The following is a 14,067-nucleotide window of genomic DNA, read 5'->3' as shown; positions in this document are numbered from 1 at the left end:
CACGAGTTTTCCGATTCCGTCGAAGTCCTTTTCCCACCCCAGATCGCAGTTGGATCCCGCCATGCACAGAGCCTCCCACCACGAGCTACGCCAGAGTTTCCGGGCGTTGCTGAACTCCTCCTCCTGCTATCACACCGCCTCGGTGTTCGATCCGATGTCCGCACGCATCGCCGGGGACCTGGGCTTTGAAGTCGGCATCCTGGGTGGTTCTGTAGCTTCGCTACAAGTTCTGGCTGCCCCCGACTTCGCACTCATCACCCTCAGCGAGTTCGTCGAGCAGGCCACCCGCATCGGTCGCGTTGCGCGCCTGCCGGTGATTGCCGACGCCGACCACGGCTACGGCAACGCGCTCAACGTGATGCGCACCATCGTCGAGCTGGAACGTGCCGGCGTCGCCGCGCTGACCATCGAGGACACGCTGTTGCCGGCGCAGTTCGGCCGCAAGTCCACCGACCTGATCAGCGTCGAAGAGGGCGTCGGCAAGATCCGTGCTGCGCTGGAAGCGCGGGTGGATCAGGAGATGGCGATCATCGCGCGGACCAACGCCGAGGTACTGGAAGTGGATGACGTGATCCGTCGTACCCTGGCCTACCAGGCCGCCGGCGCCGACGGCATCTGCATGGTCGGCATCCGCGACTTCGAGCACCTGGAGCAGATCGCCCGCCACCTGAGCGTGCCGCTGATGCTGGTGTCCTACGGCAACCCGGCGCTGCGCGACGACCAGCGCCTGGCCAAGCTCGGCGTGCGCATCGTGGTGGACGGCCATGCCGCCTACTTCGCCGCGATCAAGGCCACCTACGACTGCCTGCGCGAGCAGCGCGGCGTAGACGCTTCCGACCTGACCGCTTCGGAGCTGGCGAAGAAGTACACCCTGCCGGAGGAGTACCAGATCTTCGCCAGGGAATACATGGAAGTGAAGGAGTAAGCGCTCAGTCGTTCAGGCGCGCGAGCAGGTATTCCAGCTGCGCGTTGAACGGGTAGAGCAGGGTCGCAGACTCGTGCTCGCTCAGCCGCAGGTAACGCCAGTGGCTGCGCAGGGCCTCGTTCTCGGGGCTCGCAGGGAGCGCGGTCAATTGTTCCTCGATGCGCCCTTGCAGGCCGGCAATCGCTTCGCGCCGCGCCTGCTCGTCGCCGCCCAGCAGCTTCTGGTTGGCGCCCTGGGCCTCCAGTAGCGCCAGTTGCCGCAAGTTCTCCGTCAGCGTTGGCGGTGTTTCGTCCTGCACCACCGGCAGGAATCTTGGCAACAGATCGACGGCCTTGCCGGCTTGGCGCACCGCGTCCAGCAGTTGCGGACTGCCCGGCGCGTAATGCGCCCTGGCGTCTGCGACTGACTTCTGATGTAACAGCCAGACATTCCACAGCGACATGGCGGTGGCGCCCGGTTGGTCGGCGAGCTGCTTCTCGTAGCGTTCGGCCAGGCTCGGCAGCGAGCGGAGGAAGTGTTCGTCGCCGGTGGCGGCGAACAGCAGCAGGCAGCGCTGAGCATCCTGCAGGATGTAGGCGGTTTCATTGCCGGCGGCCAGGCTCAGGCCGGGTAGCGTCAGTGCAGCCAACAGCAAGTTGCGGAAGAGGGAGGACAGTCGGGTAGGCATGGTGGCAGGTCCGCTTGGGGGGCTCGTCAGTCGTCTGCCGGGAGGCAGGCGAGTGGAGCGAGCCCGCACTGCGGTCCCGGCGTACTTTCAGTGCGCCCGAGGGAGCGGCCGGTCCGGATTCCGCAAGCGGAAAAAGACGGCTCGCCCAGTGGGCGAGCACCAAAAGGAGTACATGCGCGAACCGGTGCCGGAGGGGCGGTCCCGGCTCGCGGGGGGCTGTCATTCTGCTCTCCGTTGGCTGTCGGAGATATCGGAAAAGTCTGATTCTCTCCGTACGAATCGAGTCAGCGCGCGTCCAGCTTGCCGAGCATGGCGTCGATCTGCGCGTTGAACGGGTAGGGCAGCAGCTTGCCGTTCTTCTGGCTGACCTGCAGGTAGTGCCAGCGGTTGCTCAGGTCGGCGTGCAGGGTCGGGTCGGCCTTCGCCAGCCCGTCGATTTGCTGCTGGATGCCGGCGTCCAGCGCCTTGATCTGCTCGGCCTCGGCGTCGGCCTGCTTCGGATCGGCGCTGCGCAGGTTGGCCTCGCGGGCGGCGAGCAGGGCGCGCAGGCGCAGGTTGTCGGCCAGGGTCGGCGTGGCCTGCGGATGCGCCTTGAGGTAGGCGGTGACGGGTTCTTCCAGCGCCAGGCTCTGGCTCATCTTCTGTTGGGCCGTGAGCTTCTGCGTGGCGAAGCTGCCGACCAGCTTGCGGCTGCCTTGCTGGAAGTTGCTCCACAGCTCGCGCAGCGCGGGGTCCTGGTTGGCGGCCAGGCTCGCGTCGAGGCGCTTGCCGGTGTTTTCCATGTAGGTCTGGAAGCGCTCGTCGCCGGTGGCGCTGAGCAGCAGCAGGTAGCGGTTGGCGTCGATCAGGCTGGCCTGGCTGCTGACGGGCGCGGCGGCCTGTGCCTGGGCGCCGAGCAGGGTGAGAAGAGCCAGCGGCAGCCAGCGGCGGAGATGGGTAGAGGGGATTCGCATCGAGAACGTCCAGAACGGCAAAGCGCGCTATTGTTCTCGTTGCGCGGCGCGCGGGGAAGCCCCATTCCAGAGCGGCGTGCGTTATCGCGCGAAAAAGCGCCGCGATGGGCGCCTCTTGCAATGCCGGCGCATGAGCGCCATATCTGCAGTCTGTACAAATTTTGATCGGAGGTTGCCATGGCCAGCGGTTGGGCGAACGACGGCGCCGTGCAGGAACAGATCGACAGCACCATCGAAGACGCCATCGCGCGCGCCCGCAGCCAGATGCCCACAGGCGAAAGCCTGACGCATTGCGAAGAGTGCGATGCAGTCATTCCCGAGGCGCGGCGTAAGGCCGTGCCCGGCGTGCACCTGTGCGTGAACTGCCAGGCCGCGCACGACAAGGAGCAGGCAGCCTATGCCGGTTACAACCGGCGCGGGAGCAAGGACAGCCAGCTGCGCTAGCTCGCTCCTGTACGGATTGATTGGCGGATAACCCCTTCGGGGTTATTCGCCCTACGGTCTGTCGTAGGAGCGGATCTCATCCGCGAAATCCTCGCAGCAATGCCCCTTGTAGGAGCGCGCCATGCGCGCGATTCGCGGCCATGGGCCGCTCCTACAGCTGTCCCGCGCACTCCCTCAGAACAGGAAATACCGCTGCGCCATTGGCAGCACGTCGGCCGGCTCGCACCAGAGCAACTGGCCGTCGGCGCGTACCTGGTAGTTCTGCGGGTCGACCTCGATGTGCGGCAGGTAGGCGTTGTGGATCAGGTCGGTCTTCTGCACCGTGCGGCAGCCCTGGACCACGCCGATGCGCTTCTGCAGGCCGAGTTGCTGCGGCAGGCCGGCCTCGAACGCGGCCTGGCTGATGAAGGTCAGGCTGGTGGCGTGGCGGCTGCCGGCGTAGCTGGCGAACATCGGCCGGTAGTGCACCGGCTGCGGGGTCGGGATGGAGGCGTTGGCGTCGCCCATCAGGCTTGCGGCGATGGCGCCGCCCTTGAGGATCAGGCTCGGCTTCACGCCGAAGAAGGCCGGGCGCCAGAGCACCAGGTCGGCCAGCTTGCCCACTTCGATGCTGCCCACTTCGTGGCTGACGCCGTGGGTGATCGCCGGGTTGATCGTGTACTTGGCGATGTAGCGCTTGGCGCGGAAGTTGTCGTTGCGCGCGCCGTCGCCGTCCAGGGCGCCGCGCTGCTTCTTCATCTTGTCGGCGGTCTGCCAGGTGCGCGTGATGACTTCGCCGACGCGGCCCATGGCCTGGCTGTCGGAGCTGATCATGCTGAAGGCGCCGAGGTCGTGGAGGATGTCCTCGGCGGCGATGGTCTCGCGGCGGATGCGCGACTCGGCGAAGGCCACGTCCTCGGCGATGCTCGGGTCGAGGTGGTGGCAGACCATGAGCATGTCCAGGTGTTCGTCGATGGTGTTGCGGGTGAACGGCCGGGTCGGGTTGGTCGAGCTGGGCAGCACGTTGGCGAAGCCGCAGGCCTTGATGATGTCCGGCGCGTGGCCGCCGCCGGCGCCCTCGGTGTGGTAGGTGTGGATGGTGCGGCCCTTGAAGGCGGCGAGGGTGGTTTCGACGAAGCCGGACTCGTTGAGGGTGTCGGTGTGGATCGCCACCTGCACGTCGAAGCGATCGGCCACGCCCAGGCAGTTGTCGATCGCCGCCGGTGTGGTGCCCCAGTCTTCGTGCAGCTTCAGGCCGATGGCACCGGCGCGCACCTGTTCCTCCAGTGGCAGCGGCAGGCTGGCGTTGCCCTTGCCGGTGAAGCCGAGGTTCATCGGGAAGGCGTCGGCGGCCTGGAGCATGCGCGCCATGTGCCAGGGCCCGGAGGTGCAGGTGGTGGCGTTGGTGCCGGTGGCCGGCCCGGTGCCGCCGCCGATCATGGTGGTCACCCCGCTCATCAGCGCCTCTTCGATCTGCTGCGGGCAGATGAAGTGGATGTGCGTGTCGATGCCGCCGGCGGTGAGGATCATGCCTTCGCCGGCGATGACTTCGGTGCTGGCGCCGAGGGCGATGGTGACGCCGGGCTGGATGTCCGGGTTGCCGGCCTTGCCGATGGCGGCGATGCGACCGTGCTTCAGGCCGACGTCGGCCTTCACGATGCCCCAGTGGTCGAGGATCAGCGCGTTGGTGATCACGGTGTCGACCACCTCTGCGGCCGGCAGCTGGCCCTGGCCCATGCCGTCGCGGATGACCTTGCCGCCGCCGAACTTCACCTCTTCGCCGTAGACGGTGAAGTCCTTCTCCACCTCGATCCACAGCTCGGTGTCGGCCAGGCGCACGCGGTCGCCGACGGTGGGGCCGAACATGTCGGCGTAGGCTTGTCTGCTGATCTTCATCCAGCGCTCCTTGATGATTGTCTGGGCGGGGCGTTCAGAGGTCGCCCATCACTCGTCCGGCAAATCCGTAAACCCGCCGCGCGCCAGCCAGTTCGACCAGCTCGACCTCGCGGCTCTGCCCGGGTTCGAAGCGCACCGCGGTGCCGGCGGGGATGTTCAGACGCATGCCGCGGGTGGCGGCGCGGTCGAATTGCAGGGCGTCGTTGGTCTCGAAGAAGTGGTAGTGCGAGCCGACCTGGATCGGTCGGTCGCCGCTGTTGGCCACCGTCAGCGCGAGGGTGCGGCGGCCGGCGTTGAGTTCGATCTCGCCGGGCTGGATGTCGTATTCGCCAGGGATCATGGGGCGCTCCTTGGGTCGAGGATCAGTTGCATGAAGGTCAGGTCGAGCCAGCGGCCGAACTTCTGGCCGACTTGCGGCATCTGCCCGGTGGTGACGAAACCGAGGCGCTCGTGCAGGCGGATCGAGGCGGCGTTGCCGCTCTCGATGGCGGCCACCATCACGTGCAGGCCCTGGGCGCGGGCGCGCTCGACCAGCGCTTGCAGGAGCACCACGCCGAGGCCTTTTCCGCGCTGGTCGGCGCGCACGTAGACCGAGTGCTCGACCGTCTCGCGGAAGCCGTCGAAGGCGCGCCAGGGGCCGTAGCTCGAATAGCCGACCACTTCGCCGCCGTCTTCGCAGACCAGCACCGGGAAGCCCTGCTGGGCGCGCAGTTCCAGCCAGGCGCGGCGGTTCTCCACGTCGATGGCGATCTCGTTCCAGATCGCGGTGGTGTTGAGCACGGCGTCGTTGTAGATGTCGCGCAGGGCTTCGAGGTCGGCGGGGGTGGCTTCGCGGATAAGCACTTGGATTCGTCCTTCAGGCAGGTTCAGTCGTGGGGTCGCCGGTCTGCGCCGGCTGTCAGGCGATAGGCTGGTGCACGGTGACCAGCTTGGTGCCGTCGGGGAAGGTGGCTTCCACCTGGATCTCCGGGATCATCTCCGGCACGCCTTCCATCACCTGTTCGCGGGTCAGCAGGGTGGTGCCGTAGTGCATCAGCTCGGCGACGGTGCGGCCGTCGCGCGCGCCTTCGAGCAGCGCGGCGGAGATCAGCGCCATGGCTTCCGGGTAGTTCAGCTTCAGGCCGCGGGCCAGGCGCCGCTCGGCGACCAGGCCGGCGGTGAAGATCAGCAGCTTGTCTTTCTCGCGGGGCGTGAGATCCATGGCGAGTCCTTCAGTCGTTCAGGTCAGTGCGTTGTGGTCTGGCGGCTTGTCAGGCAAGGCGCGTGCCGACGGGAAGGGTTGTTCCCTTTCCTAGGCGCGCAACGCAGCATGGCGAGTCGCCAGGCCGCAACCCGAAGGGCCGGTATTCAAGATCGTTCATGCTGTTCTCCAAATGAATTACAGGCGCGCTGATCGGAACGGCTGATGGCCTCGCCTACGTGCTCCAGATTCGGGGAGGTACGGCCTCGCGGCCGAGCAGCGCCGGCCGCAGCAGGCGCCAGAGTTCGATCAGCCAGGCGCGGGCGTGCAGCGCCTCGGCGGCCAGGCAGCGGGCGACCACCAGGCCGGGCAATTGGGTCAGGTTGCCGCGGCCCTGGCAAGGCAGCGCGCGGCAGGCTTCCAGCAGCTCGGCGTCGAGCTGCCCGCTGGCGATCAGGGTGGCCATCACCGGTTGGCCGGCGAGGCCGATGGGCGAGTCGAGCAGGCGGTCGCCGCCTTCGATGCGCTGGCGCTCGTGCCAGAGGCGGCGACCGTCGCGGCGGATGTCGAGGGCGGCGCTGAAGCGGCCCTGGTTGAAGCGTTCGCCGCTGGCCGGGCGGCCGAGGGCGACCACGTCCCAGTAGAACAGGCGGGCGTCGCCGGTGAGGTCGATCTCGGTGTGCAGCTCGGTCTGGGCGCCGGAGAAGACGATGGTTTCCTGCGGCAGCCATTCCAGGGTCGCGCCGGGTTCAACGCGAATGCGCAGCGATTGCCGCGCCGGGCAGGCCGCGCGATACCACTTGGCGGCGCCGGGGCTGGTGAGCTGCGCCCAGGCGTTCCCGCCAGCGTGGATATCTAGGTCGAGGGTGTCGCCGCCAGCGATTCCGCCGGGCGGGTGCACGACTATGTGCTGGCAGACCTCCGGGCCCTCGGCGTAGAGGTGCTTCTGCACCCGCAGCGGGCCGAGGTGGCGCCGCTTCACCGGCCGCGTGCCGTCGCCGAAGCGGGCATAGGCCAGCTCCAGCTCGGCGTGCCAGGCGGGGTGGAAGAGGTTGGCGGGGGCGTTCATGGGCATGGGCCGTGCGGGAGATAGCCGTGGTCAGAGCAATTGGCGTGCCTTCTGCGCCAGGATAGTGCGCGATCCCCGGAAGGCCTGGTTCTGCGCGGGGCGGCGGTTGTCCGATCGGTCAGCTATGGGCGCGGTTGCGGTGCGTGGTGTAATTGCCATGCACTACTCTGGTGCGGATGTGTTTCTGGGTCCCCGCGTTCGCGGGGAAGACGGGGTCAAGATCGTATTTCCCCAACGTCATTCCCGCGAACGCGGGAACCCAGAAGGCAGTGCTCTTCAGCATCAGATGGCCACGAGCCCGCGCACGCCCTCGCTTTCCATATCCGCCCCGCGCCCTTGCTGGACGATCTCGCCGCGCGCCATCACCAGGTACTGGTCGGCCAGTTCGGCGGCGAAGTCGTAGAACTGTTCCACCAGCAGGATGGCCATGTCGCCGCGCTGGGCGAGCTTCTTGATCACCGCGCCGATCTCCTTGATCACCGAGGGCTGGATGCCTTCGGTGGGTTCGTCGAGGATCAGCAGGCGCGGGCGGCTGGCCAAGGCGCGGCCGATGGCCAGTTGTTGCTGCTGGCCGCCGGAAAGGTCGCCGCCGCGGCGCTGCTTCATCTCGCGCAGCACCGGGAAGAGTTCGTAGATGAAGTCCGGCACCGCCTTGGCTTCCTTGGCGCTGAAGCGTGAGAGGCCCATCAGCAGGTTTTCCTCGACCGACAGGCGCGGGAAGATCTCGCGGCCCTGGGGTACGTAGGCGATGCCGGCGTGCACCCGCTGGTGCGGCTTGAAGCCGGTGATGGTCTTGCCTTCCCAGGCGACGCTGCCCTCGCGCGCCGGCACCAGGCCCATCAGGCAGCGCAGCAGGGTGGTCTTGCCGACGCCGTTGCGTCCGAGCAGGCAGGTGACTTCGCCGATCTTCGCGTCGAACGACAGGCCACGGAGGATGTGGCTGCCGCCGTAGTACTGGTGGAGTTTGTCGACTTGCAGCATGGGTTCTTCCCTGCGTTTGGCGGCGGATAAGGCGTAGCCTCATTCGCCCTACGGTTCCGGTTCTCGGGTGGGCGCCTCAACGCCCGAGGTAAACCTCGATGACCTGCTTGTTGGCCTGCACCTCGTCCAGCGAACCCTCGGCCAGCACGTGGCCCTGGTGCAGCACGCTGACGTGGTCGGCGATGCTGCCGACGAAGCCCATGTCGTGCTCCACCACCATCAGCGAGTGCTTGCCGGCGAGGGACTTGAACAGCTCGGCGGTGAACTCGGTCTCGGCGTCGGTCATGCCCGCCACCGGCTCGTCGAGCAGCAGCAGCTGCGGCTCCTGCACCAGCAGCATGCCGATCTCGAGGAACTGCTTCTGGCCATGGGAGAGCAGCCCGGCCGGGCGGTTGCGCGACTCGCGCAGGCGGATGGTGGTGAGCACTTCTTCGATGCGGTCCTTCTGCTCGCCGGTGAGCTTCGCCCGCAGGCTGGCCCACACGGACTTGTCGGCCTTCTGCGCCAGCTCCAGGTTCTCGAACACGCTGAGCGCCTCGAACACCGTGGGTTTCTGGAACTTGCGGCCGATACCGGCCTGGGCGATTTCCACTTCGCTCATGCGTGTGAGGTCGAGGGTTTCGCCGAAGTAGGCCTTGCCGCTGTCGGGGCGGGTCTTGCCGGTGATCACGTCCATCAACGTGGTCTTGCCGGCGCCGTTGGGGCCGATGATGCAGCGCAGTTCGCCGAGGCCGATGTACAGCGTCAGGTCGCGCAGGGCCTTGAAGCCGTCGAAGCTGACGTTGATGTCTTCCAGGGTCAGTACGGTGCCGTGGCGTACGTCGAGGCTGCCGTCGGCACTGGAGCCGAGGCCGACAGCGTCGCGGCTGGCGGCGCTGGGGTCGAAGGCCGGTTCGAGCATCAGGTGGGGCACGGCTCTCATTGCGCTTTCTCCCGCTTGATCAGCCCGAGGATGCCCCGGGGCAGGTACAGGGTGACGACGATGAACAGGGCGCCGAGGAAGAACAGCCAGTATTCCGGGAAGGCCACGGTGAACCAGCTCTTCGCGCCGTTTACCACGCCGGCGCCGAGCAGCGGGCCGATCAGGCTGCCGCGCCCGCCGAGGGCGACCCAGACGGCGGCCTCGATGGAGTTGGTCGGCGACATCTCGCTGGGGTTGATGATTCCTACTAGAGGCACGAATAGCGCGCCGGCCAGGCCGCAGATCACTGCTGACAGGGTCCAGACGAAGAGCTTGTAGCCGCGCGGGTCGTAGCCACAGAACATCAGGCGGTTCTCGGCATCGCGCAGGGCGGTGAGCACCCGGCCGAACTTGCTGCGCGCCAGGGCGAAGCCCAGCGCCAGGCTCGCCGCCAGCAGCAGGACGATGGCCAGGAACAGCGCGGCACGGGTGCCCGGCGCGGTGATCGGGAAGCCAAGGATGCTGCGGAAGTCGGTGAAGCCGTTGTTGCCGCCGAAGCCGGTCTCGTTGCGGAAGAACAGCAGCATGCCGGCGTAGGTCAGGGCCTGGGTCATGATCGAGAAGTACACGCCCTTGATCCGCGAGCGGAAGGCGAAGAAGCCGAACACGAAGGCCAGCAGTCCCGGCGCCAGGACCACCAGGCACAGCGCCCAGAGGAAGTGCTGGGTGCCTTGCCAGTACCAGGGCAGCTGCGTCCAGGAGAGGAAGGTCATGAACGCCGGCAGGCTGTCGCCCGAGGCTTCGCGCATCAGGTACATGCCCATGGCGTAGCCGCCCAGGGCGAAGAACAGGCCGTGGCCGAGGGACAGCAGGCCGGCATAGCCCCAGACCAGGTCCAGGGCCAGCGCGACTATGGCGTAGCAGAGGATCTTGCCGGTCAGCGTCAGGCCGTAGGCGGACAGGTGCAGCGCGCTGCCTTCCGGCAGCAGGTGCAGCAGCGGCAGCGCCAGGAACACGGCGAAGGCCAGCCCGGCGAGGCCGAGGGTCAGCTTCGGCCCGGCCTTCTGCGCGGCGCTGACGGTCAGTGGCTGGTTCATTCGACGAACCTCCCCTTGAGGGCGAAGAGGCCCTGCGGGCGCTTCTGGATGAACAGGATGATCAGCGCGAGGATCAGGATCTTGCCCAGCACCGCGCCGATCTGCGGTTCGAGGATCTTGTTCGCCACGCCCAGGCCGAAGGCGGCGCAGACGCTGCCGGCGAGCTGGCCAACGCCGCCGAGCACCACCACCAGGAAGGAGTCGATGATGTAGCTCTGGCCGAGGTCCGGGCCGACGTTGCCGACCTGCGACAGGGCCACGCCTCCCAGCCCGGCGATGCCCGAGCCGAGGCCGAAGGCGAGCATGTCCACGCGCCCGGTGGGCACGCCGCAGCAGGCCGCCATGTTGCGGTTCTGGGTCACCGCGCGGACGTTCAGGCCCAGCCGCGTGCGGTTGAGCAGCAGCCAGGTGAGCGCCAGCACGAAGAGCGCGAAGCCGATGATGACGATGCGGTTCCACGGCAGCACGAGGTTTGGCAGCACCTGGATGCCACCGGACAGCCAGGCCGGGTTGGCGACCTCGACGTTCTGCGCGCCGAACAGTGCGCGCACCAGTTGGATCAGCACCAGGCTGATGCCCCAGGTGGCGAGCAGGGTTTCCAGCGGGCGGCCATAGAGGTGGCGGATCACCGTGCGCTCCAGGGCCATGCCGATGGCGGCGGTGACCAGGAAGGCCACCGGCAGCGCGAGCAGCGGATAGAACTCAAGCAGGCCGGGCGCGAAGCGTTGCAACAGCGTCTGCACCACGTAGGTGGAGTAGGCGCCGAGCATCAGCATCTCGCCGTGGGCCATGTTGATCACCCCGAGCAGGCCGTAGGTGATCGCCAGGCCAAGCGCGGCGAGCAGCAGGATCGAGCCCAGCGACAGGCCGCTGAAGGCTTGGCCGAGGAGGTCGCCGACCATCAGCCGGCGTTTTACCTGGGCCAGGCTGGTGGCGGCGGCGGTGCGCACTTGGTCGTCGGCTTCGGCGGTCGGGTCGAGCAGGTTCTGCAGGCGAGTGAGGGCCAGCGGATCGCCGGATTCGCCGAGCAGGCGCACGGCGGAAAGGCGCACCTGCGGATCGCTGTCGGCCAGTTGCAGTTTGGCCAGGGCGAGCTGCAGGGCGGCCTTCACCGAGTCGTCCGGCTCCAGGCCGACGCGGTAGGCGAGCAGGTTGCGCTGCGCGGGCTTGGCGGTCTTCTGCAACTGGCGCGCGGCTTCCAGGCGCACGGCCGGGGCTTTCGCCACCAGTTGGTGGCTGGCCAGGGCGGTGTTGAGCAGGCCGCGCAGGCGGTTGTTCAGGCGCAGCTTGTCGGGCTCGCCGGCGGGCGCGGCATCGCCTTCGGCGGCGTGGTACTGCTTGTCGTCGCCGAGCAGGAAGGCGTGGTTCTGGCTGTCGACGGCGAACTTGCCGGCCAGCAGCGCTTCGAGCAGCGGCAGGCGGTCAGCTTCAGGGGCGGCGGCCCATTGTTCGAGCAGCTTGCCGCGCGCGTCGTTGTCGGCGGAGGCGAAGTCCTGGGCGGGGCCGGCGAGGGCCGACAGGGGTAGCAACGCGGCGAGGATCAGCGCGCAGCTGTGGATAAGGCGAGTGAGGGCAGTGGGCATGCGGTCATCCCGGTGCGGCGTAGGCGGAGGCCCAGGCCGCGCCTGCAGGGCAAGCGCGGCCTGGGGGCTGCGGCGTTACTTGCTGCGCACCGCGTAGTCCGGCTTCTTGTCGTTGCCCGGAATGAACGGGCTCCAGGGCTGGGCGCGGATCGGCTCGGCGGTCTTCCAGACCACGTTGAACTGACCGTCGTCCTGGATCTCGCCGATCATCACCGGCTTGTGCAGGTGGTGGTTGCTCTTGTCCATGGTCAGGGTGAAGCCCGATGGCGCCTTGAAGCTCTGCCCGGCCATGGCTTCGCGAACCTTGTCGACGTCGGTGGTGCCGGCCTTCTCCACGGCCTGCGCCCACATGTGGATGCCGACGTAGGTGGCCTCCATCGGGTCGTTGGTCACGGCGGTGCTGTAGTTCGGCAGGTTCTTCGCCTTGGCGTAGGCCTTCCAGGCGGCGACGAACTTCTCGTTCTCCGGGTTCTTCACTGACTCGAAGTAGTTCCAGGCCGCGAGGTTGCCCACCAGCGGCTTGGTGTCGATGCCGCGCAGCTCTTCCTCGCCGACCGAGAAGGCCACCACCGGCACTTCGGTGGCTTCCACGCCCTGGTTGGCCAGCTCCTTGTAGAAGGGCACGTTGGAGTCGCCGTTGACCGTGGAGATCACCGCGGTCTTGCCGCCGGCGGAGAACTTCTTGATGTCCGCGACGATGGTTTGGTAGTCGCTGTGGCCGAACGGCGTGTAGACCTCCTGGATGTCCTTGTCGGCCACGCCCTTGCTGTGCAGGAAGGCGCGCAGGATCTTGTTGGTGGTGCGCGGGTAGACGTAGTCGGTGCCGAGCAGGAAGAAGCGCTTGGCGCCGCCGCCGTCCTCGCTCATCAGGTATTCCACCGCCGGGATGGCTTGCTGGTTCGGCGCGGCGCCGGTGTAGAAGACGTTCGGCGAGAGCTCTTCACCCTCGTATTGCACCGGGTAGAAGAGTAGGCCGTTGAGTTCCTCGAACACCGGCAGCACGGATTTGCGCGACACGCTGGTCCAGCAGCCGAAGACCACCGCCACCTTGTCCTGGGTCAGCAGCTGGCGAGCCTTCTCGGCGAACAACGGCCAGTTGGAGGCCGGGTCGACCACCACCGGCTCCAGTTTCTTGCCGTTCACGCCGCCCTTGGCGTTGATCTCGTCGATGGTCATCAGCGCCATGTCTTTCAGCGAGGTCTCGGAGATCGCCATGGTGCCGGAGAGCGAATGCAGGATGCCGACCTTGATGGTGTCGGCGGCATGGGAACTGAAGGGGAACAGACCGGTGAGCATGAGCGCGCTCACTGCCAGAGCGCTTTTCAACAGGGGACGACGTTTCATCGCGGCAGCCTCCTTGGCTTCCTGACACGAGGAGGGCGCCGGGCGGCGTGTGCGCCGCCATCCGAGCAGCCTCCCGAAGTGGGTAGGGGACCCCTGCGGGTCGGGAGGGCTATCGCAGCATCCGTGCCAAGCAGCGCAAAGTCTTGTCGTAGAAGGCCTCGGCGGGAATTTCTGCCGGAATGGTCAGGGTTTTTGGTGCGCCGCTTTGGTGCGAACGGCGGCCATCGTCGCCGTTCGCACCCCATTCGGGCGCATCAGGTGGGCGGCAGGAAGTAGCCGCGCACGCCGGTCATGATGATCTGCGCGGCCAGTGCGCAGACGAACAGGCCCATCAGCCGGCTGACGATCTGCAGGCCCTGTTCGCCGAGGATCTTCTCGATCTTGTCGGAGAGGTAGAGGGTGACGCCGAGGGTGAGGCAGGCCACGAGGATGGCAGCGATGGCCAGCAGCTTGTCCTCCCATGGCTGGCCGACGCCCATCACCAGCAGTGCACCGATGGTGCCGGGGCCGACGGTGATGGGGATGGTCAGCGGGACGATGGTGACGTCTTGCTGCACGTTGTCGCTCTGCACCGCCGAGCGCCCTTGCGCCATGCCCAGCGCGGAGATGAACAGCACCGAGCCCGCGCCGATGCGGAAGGCGTCGGCGGTGATGCCGAAGAGGGTGAAGATGTAGCGGCCGAACAGGTACAGCAGCACGCTGGCGATCAGCGCGGCCAGGGCCACGCGCCAGGCCATGCGCTTGCGGTCGCGCGGGGCGAAGCCGCGGCTGAGGCTGATGAAGCAGGAAAGCACGAAGAAGGGGCTGTAGAGCACCAGCATCTTCAGGTACACGCTGAACAGCACATGCATGGGGGGCAACTCGTCCAGATGAGATGTCTCACGCGCGGCGGCGTGGCTGGGGCGCAAGCATAGCGGGCTCGGCGGGCGGGGTCATGGCCTGGTGCTAAATAGGCCAAGGGGGTGGCACTTTGTAGGAGCGGACCTTGTCCGCGATTGCTTGGGGTGCGGCGTCATTCGCGGATGAGATCCGCTCCTACAGGGGAAAC

At 67.3% G+C, this 14,067-nt stretch carries 15 protein-coding genes; 2 read left to right on the top strand and 13 right to left on the bottom strand.

Annotation, left to right across the window (positions count from 1 at the left end; translation table 11 throughout):
• Nucleotides 1-61: 61 nt before the first annotated feature.
• Nucleotides 62-925: an isocitrate lyase/PEP mutase family protein gene (locus PKB_RS25570; protein WP_043255658.1), complete on the top strand. Its 864-nt coding sequence runs from the start codon at nucleotides 62-64 to the stop codon at nucleotides 923-925.
• 4 nt (nucleotides 926-929) lie between these two features.
• On the opposite strand, the gene PKB_RS25565 is transcribed toward PKB_RS25570, so the two are convergent.
• Complete coding sequence (locus tag PKB_RS25565) at nucleotides 930-1,592, bottom strand: hypothetical protein (RefSeq protein WP_043255657.1); 663 nt, start codon at nucleotides 1,590-1,592, stop codon at nucleotides 930-932.
• Nucleotides 1,593-1,876: 284 nt separating this feature from the next.
• On the bottom strand, nucleotides 1,877-2,545 hold the full coding sequence (locus PKB_RS25560) for a type III effector HrpK domain-containing protein (RefSeq protein WP_043255655.1): 669 nt from the start codon (nucleotides 2,543-2,545) through the stop codon (nucleotides 1,877-1,879).
• 177 nt (nucleotides 2,546-2,722) lie between these two features.
• On the opposite strand from PKB_RS25560, the gene PKB_RS25555 reads away from it, so the two are divergent.
• Nucleotides 2,723-2,989, top strand: a complete 267-nt coding sequence (locus tag PKB_RS25555; RefSeq protein WP_043255653.1) for a DksA/TraR family C4-type zinc finger protein — start codon at nucleotides 2,723-2,725, stop codon at nucleotides 2,987-2,989.
• 174 nt (nucleotides 2,990-3,163) lie between these two features.
• Here the strand turns inward: PKB_RS25555 and ureC are convergent, their stop codons facing one another.
• The 11 genes from ureC to PKB_RS25500 all read right to left on the bottom strand — a co-directional run bounded on the left by ureC (nucleotide 3,164) and on the right by PKB_RS25500 (nucleotide 13,870).
• Entirely contained in the window at nucleotides 3,164-4,864 is a 1,701-nt protein-coding gene (gene ureC, locus PKB_RS25550; RefSeq protein ID WP_043255651.1) for an urease subunit alpha, read from the bottom strand.
• A 34-nt stretch (nucleotides 4,865-4,898) separates the two neighbouring features.
• On the bottom strand, nucleotides 4,899-5,204 hold the full coding sequence (locus tag PKB_RS25545; RefSeq protein WP_043255649.1) for an urease subunit beta: 306 nt from the start codon (nucleotides 5,202-5,204) through the stop codon (nucleotides 4,899-4,901).
• Nucleotides 5,201-5,713, bottom strand: coding sequence for a GNAT family N-acetyltransferase (locus PKB_RS25540; protein WP_156958079.1), 513 nt, complete (start codon nucleotides 5,711-5,713; stop codon nucleotides 5,201-5,203). The genes PKB_RS25545 and PKB_RS25540 overlap by 4 nt, the downstream gene beginning before the upstream one ends.
• A 49-nt stretch (nucleotides 5,714-5,762) precedes the next feature.
• Nucleotides 5,763-6,065, bottom strand: coding sequence for an urease subunit gamma (locus tag PKB_RS25535; protein WP_043255646.1), 303 nt, complete (start codon nucleotides 6,063-6,065; stop codon nucleotides 5,763-5,765).
• A gap of 214 nt (nucleotides 6,066-6,279) precedes the next feature.
• The gene (locus tag PKB_RS25530; protein WP_043255645.1) at nucleotides 6,280-7,113 is read right to left on the bottom strand and encodes an urease accessory protein UreD; all 834 of its coding nucleotides are present in this window, start codon (nucleotides 7,111-7,113) and stop codon (nucleotides 6,280-6,282) included.
• A gap of 282 nt (nucleotides 7,114-7,395) precedes the next feature.
• Nucleotides 7,396-8,094: an urea ABC transporter ATP-binding subunit UrtE gene (gene urtE / locus PKB_RS25525; protein WP_043255644.1), complete on the bottom strand. Its 699-nt coding sequence runs from the start codon at nucleotides 8,092-8,094 to the stop codon at nucleotides 7,396-7,398.
• Between the two features lie 76 nt (nucleotides 8,095-8,170).
• Nucleotides 8,171-9,016, bottom strand: coding sequence for an urea ABC transporter ATP-binding protein UrtD (urtD, locus tag PKB_RS25520; protein WP_156958078.1), 846 nt, complete (start codon nucleotides 9,014-9,016; stop codon nucleotides 8,171-8,173).
• Entirely contained in the window at nucleotides 9,013-10,092 is a 1,080-nt protein-coding gene (urtC, locus tag PKB_RS25515; RefSeq protein WP_043255642.1) for an urea ABC transporter permease subunit UrtC, read from the bottom strand. The genes urtD and urtC overlap by 4 nt, the downstream gene beginning before the upstream one ends.
• Complete coding sequence (gene urtB / locus PKB_RS25510; RefSeq protein ID WP_043255640.1) at nucleotides 10,089-11,675, bottom strand: urea ABC transporter permease subunit UrtB; 1,587 nt, start codon at nucleotides 11,673-11,675, stop codon at nucleotides 10,089-10,091. The genes urtC and urtB overlap by 4 nt, the downstream gene beginning before the upstream one ends.
• 75 nt (nucleotides 11,676-11,750) lie before the next feature.
• A complete protein-coding gene (urtA, locus tag PKB_RS25505; protein WP_043255638.1) occupies nucleotides 11,751-13,019 on the bottom strand; it encodes an urea ABC transporter substrate-binding protein in 1,269 nt (422 codons plus the stop codon).
• Between the two features lie 254 nt (nucleotides 13,020-13,273).
• The gene (locus PKB_RS25500; RefSeq protein ID WP_043255636.1) at nucleotides 13,274-13,870 is read right to left on the bottom strand and encodes a MarC family protein; all 597 of its coding nucleotides are present in this window, start codon (nucleotides 13,868-13,870) and stop codon (nucleotides 13,274-13,276) included.
• Between the last annotated feature and the right edge of the window lie 197 nt (nucleotides 13,871-14,067).

The organism is Pseudomonas knackmussii B13 (assembly GCF_000689415.1).
Classification (GTDB): domain Bacteria; phylum Pseudomonadota; class Gammaproteobacteria; order Pseudomonadales; family Pseudomonadaceae; genus Pseudomonas; species Pseudomonas knackmussii.
Note: the sequence above shows the minus strand (reverse complement) of the source record. Positions and strands in the feature narration are given on the sequence as shown.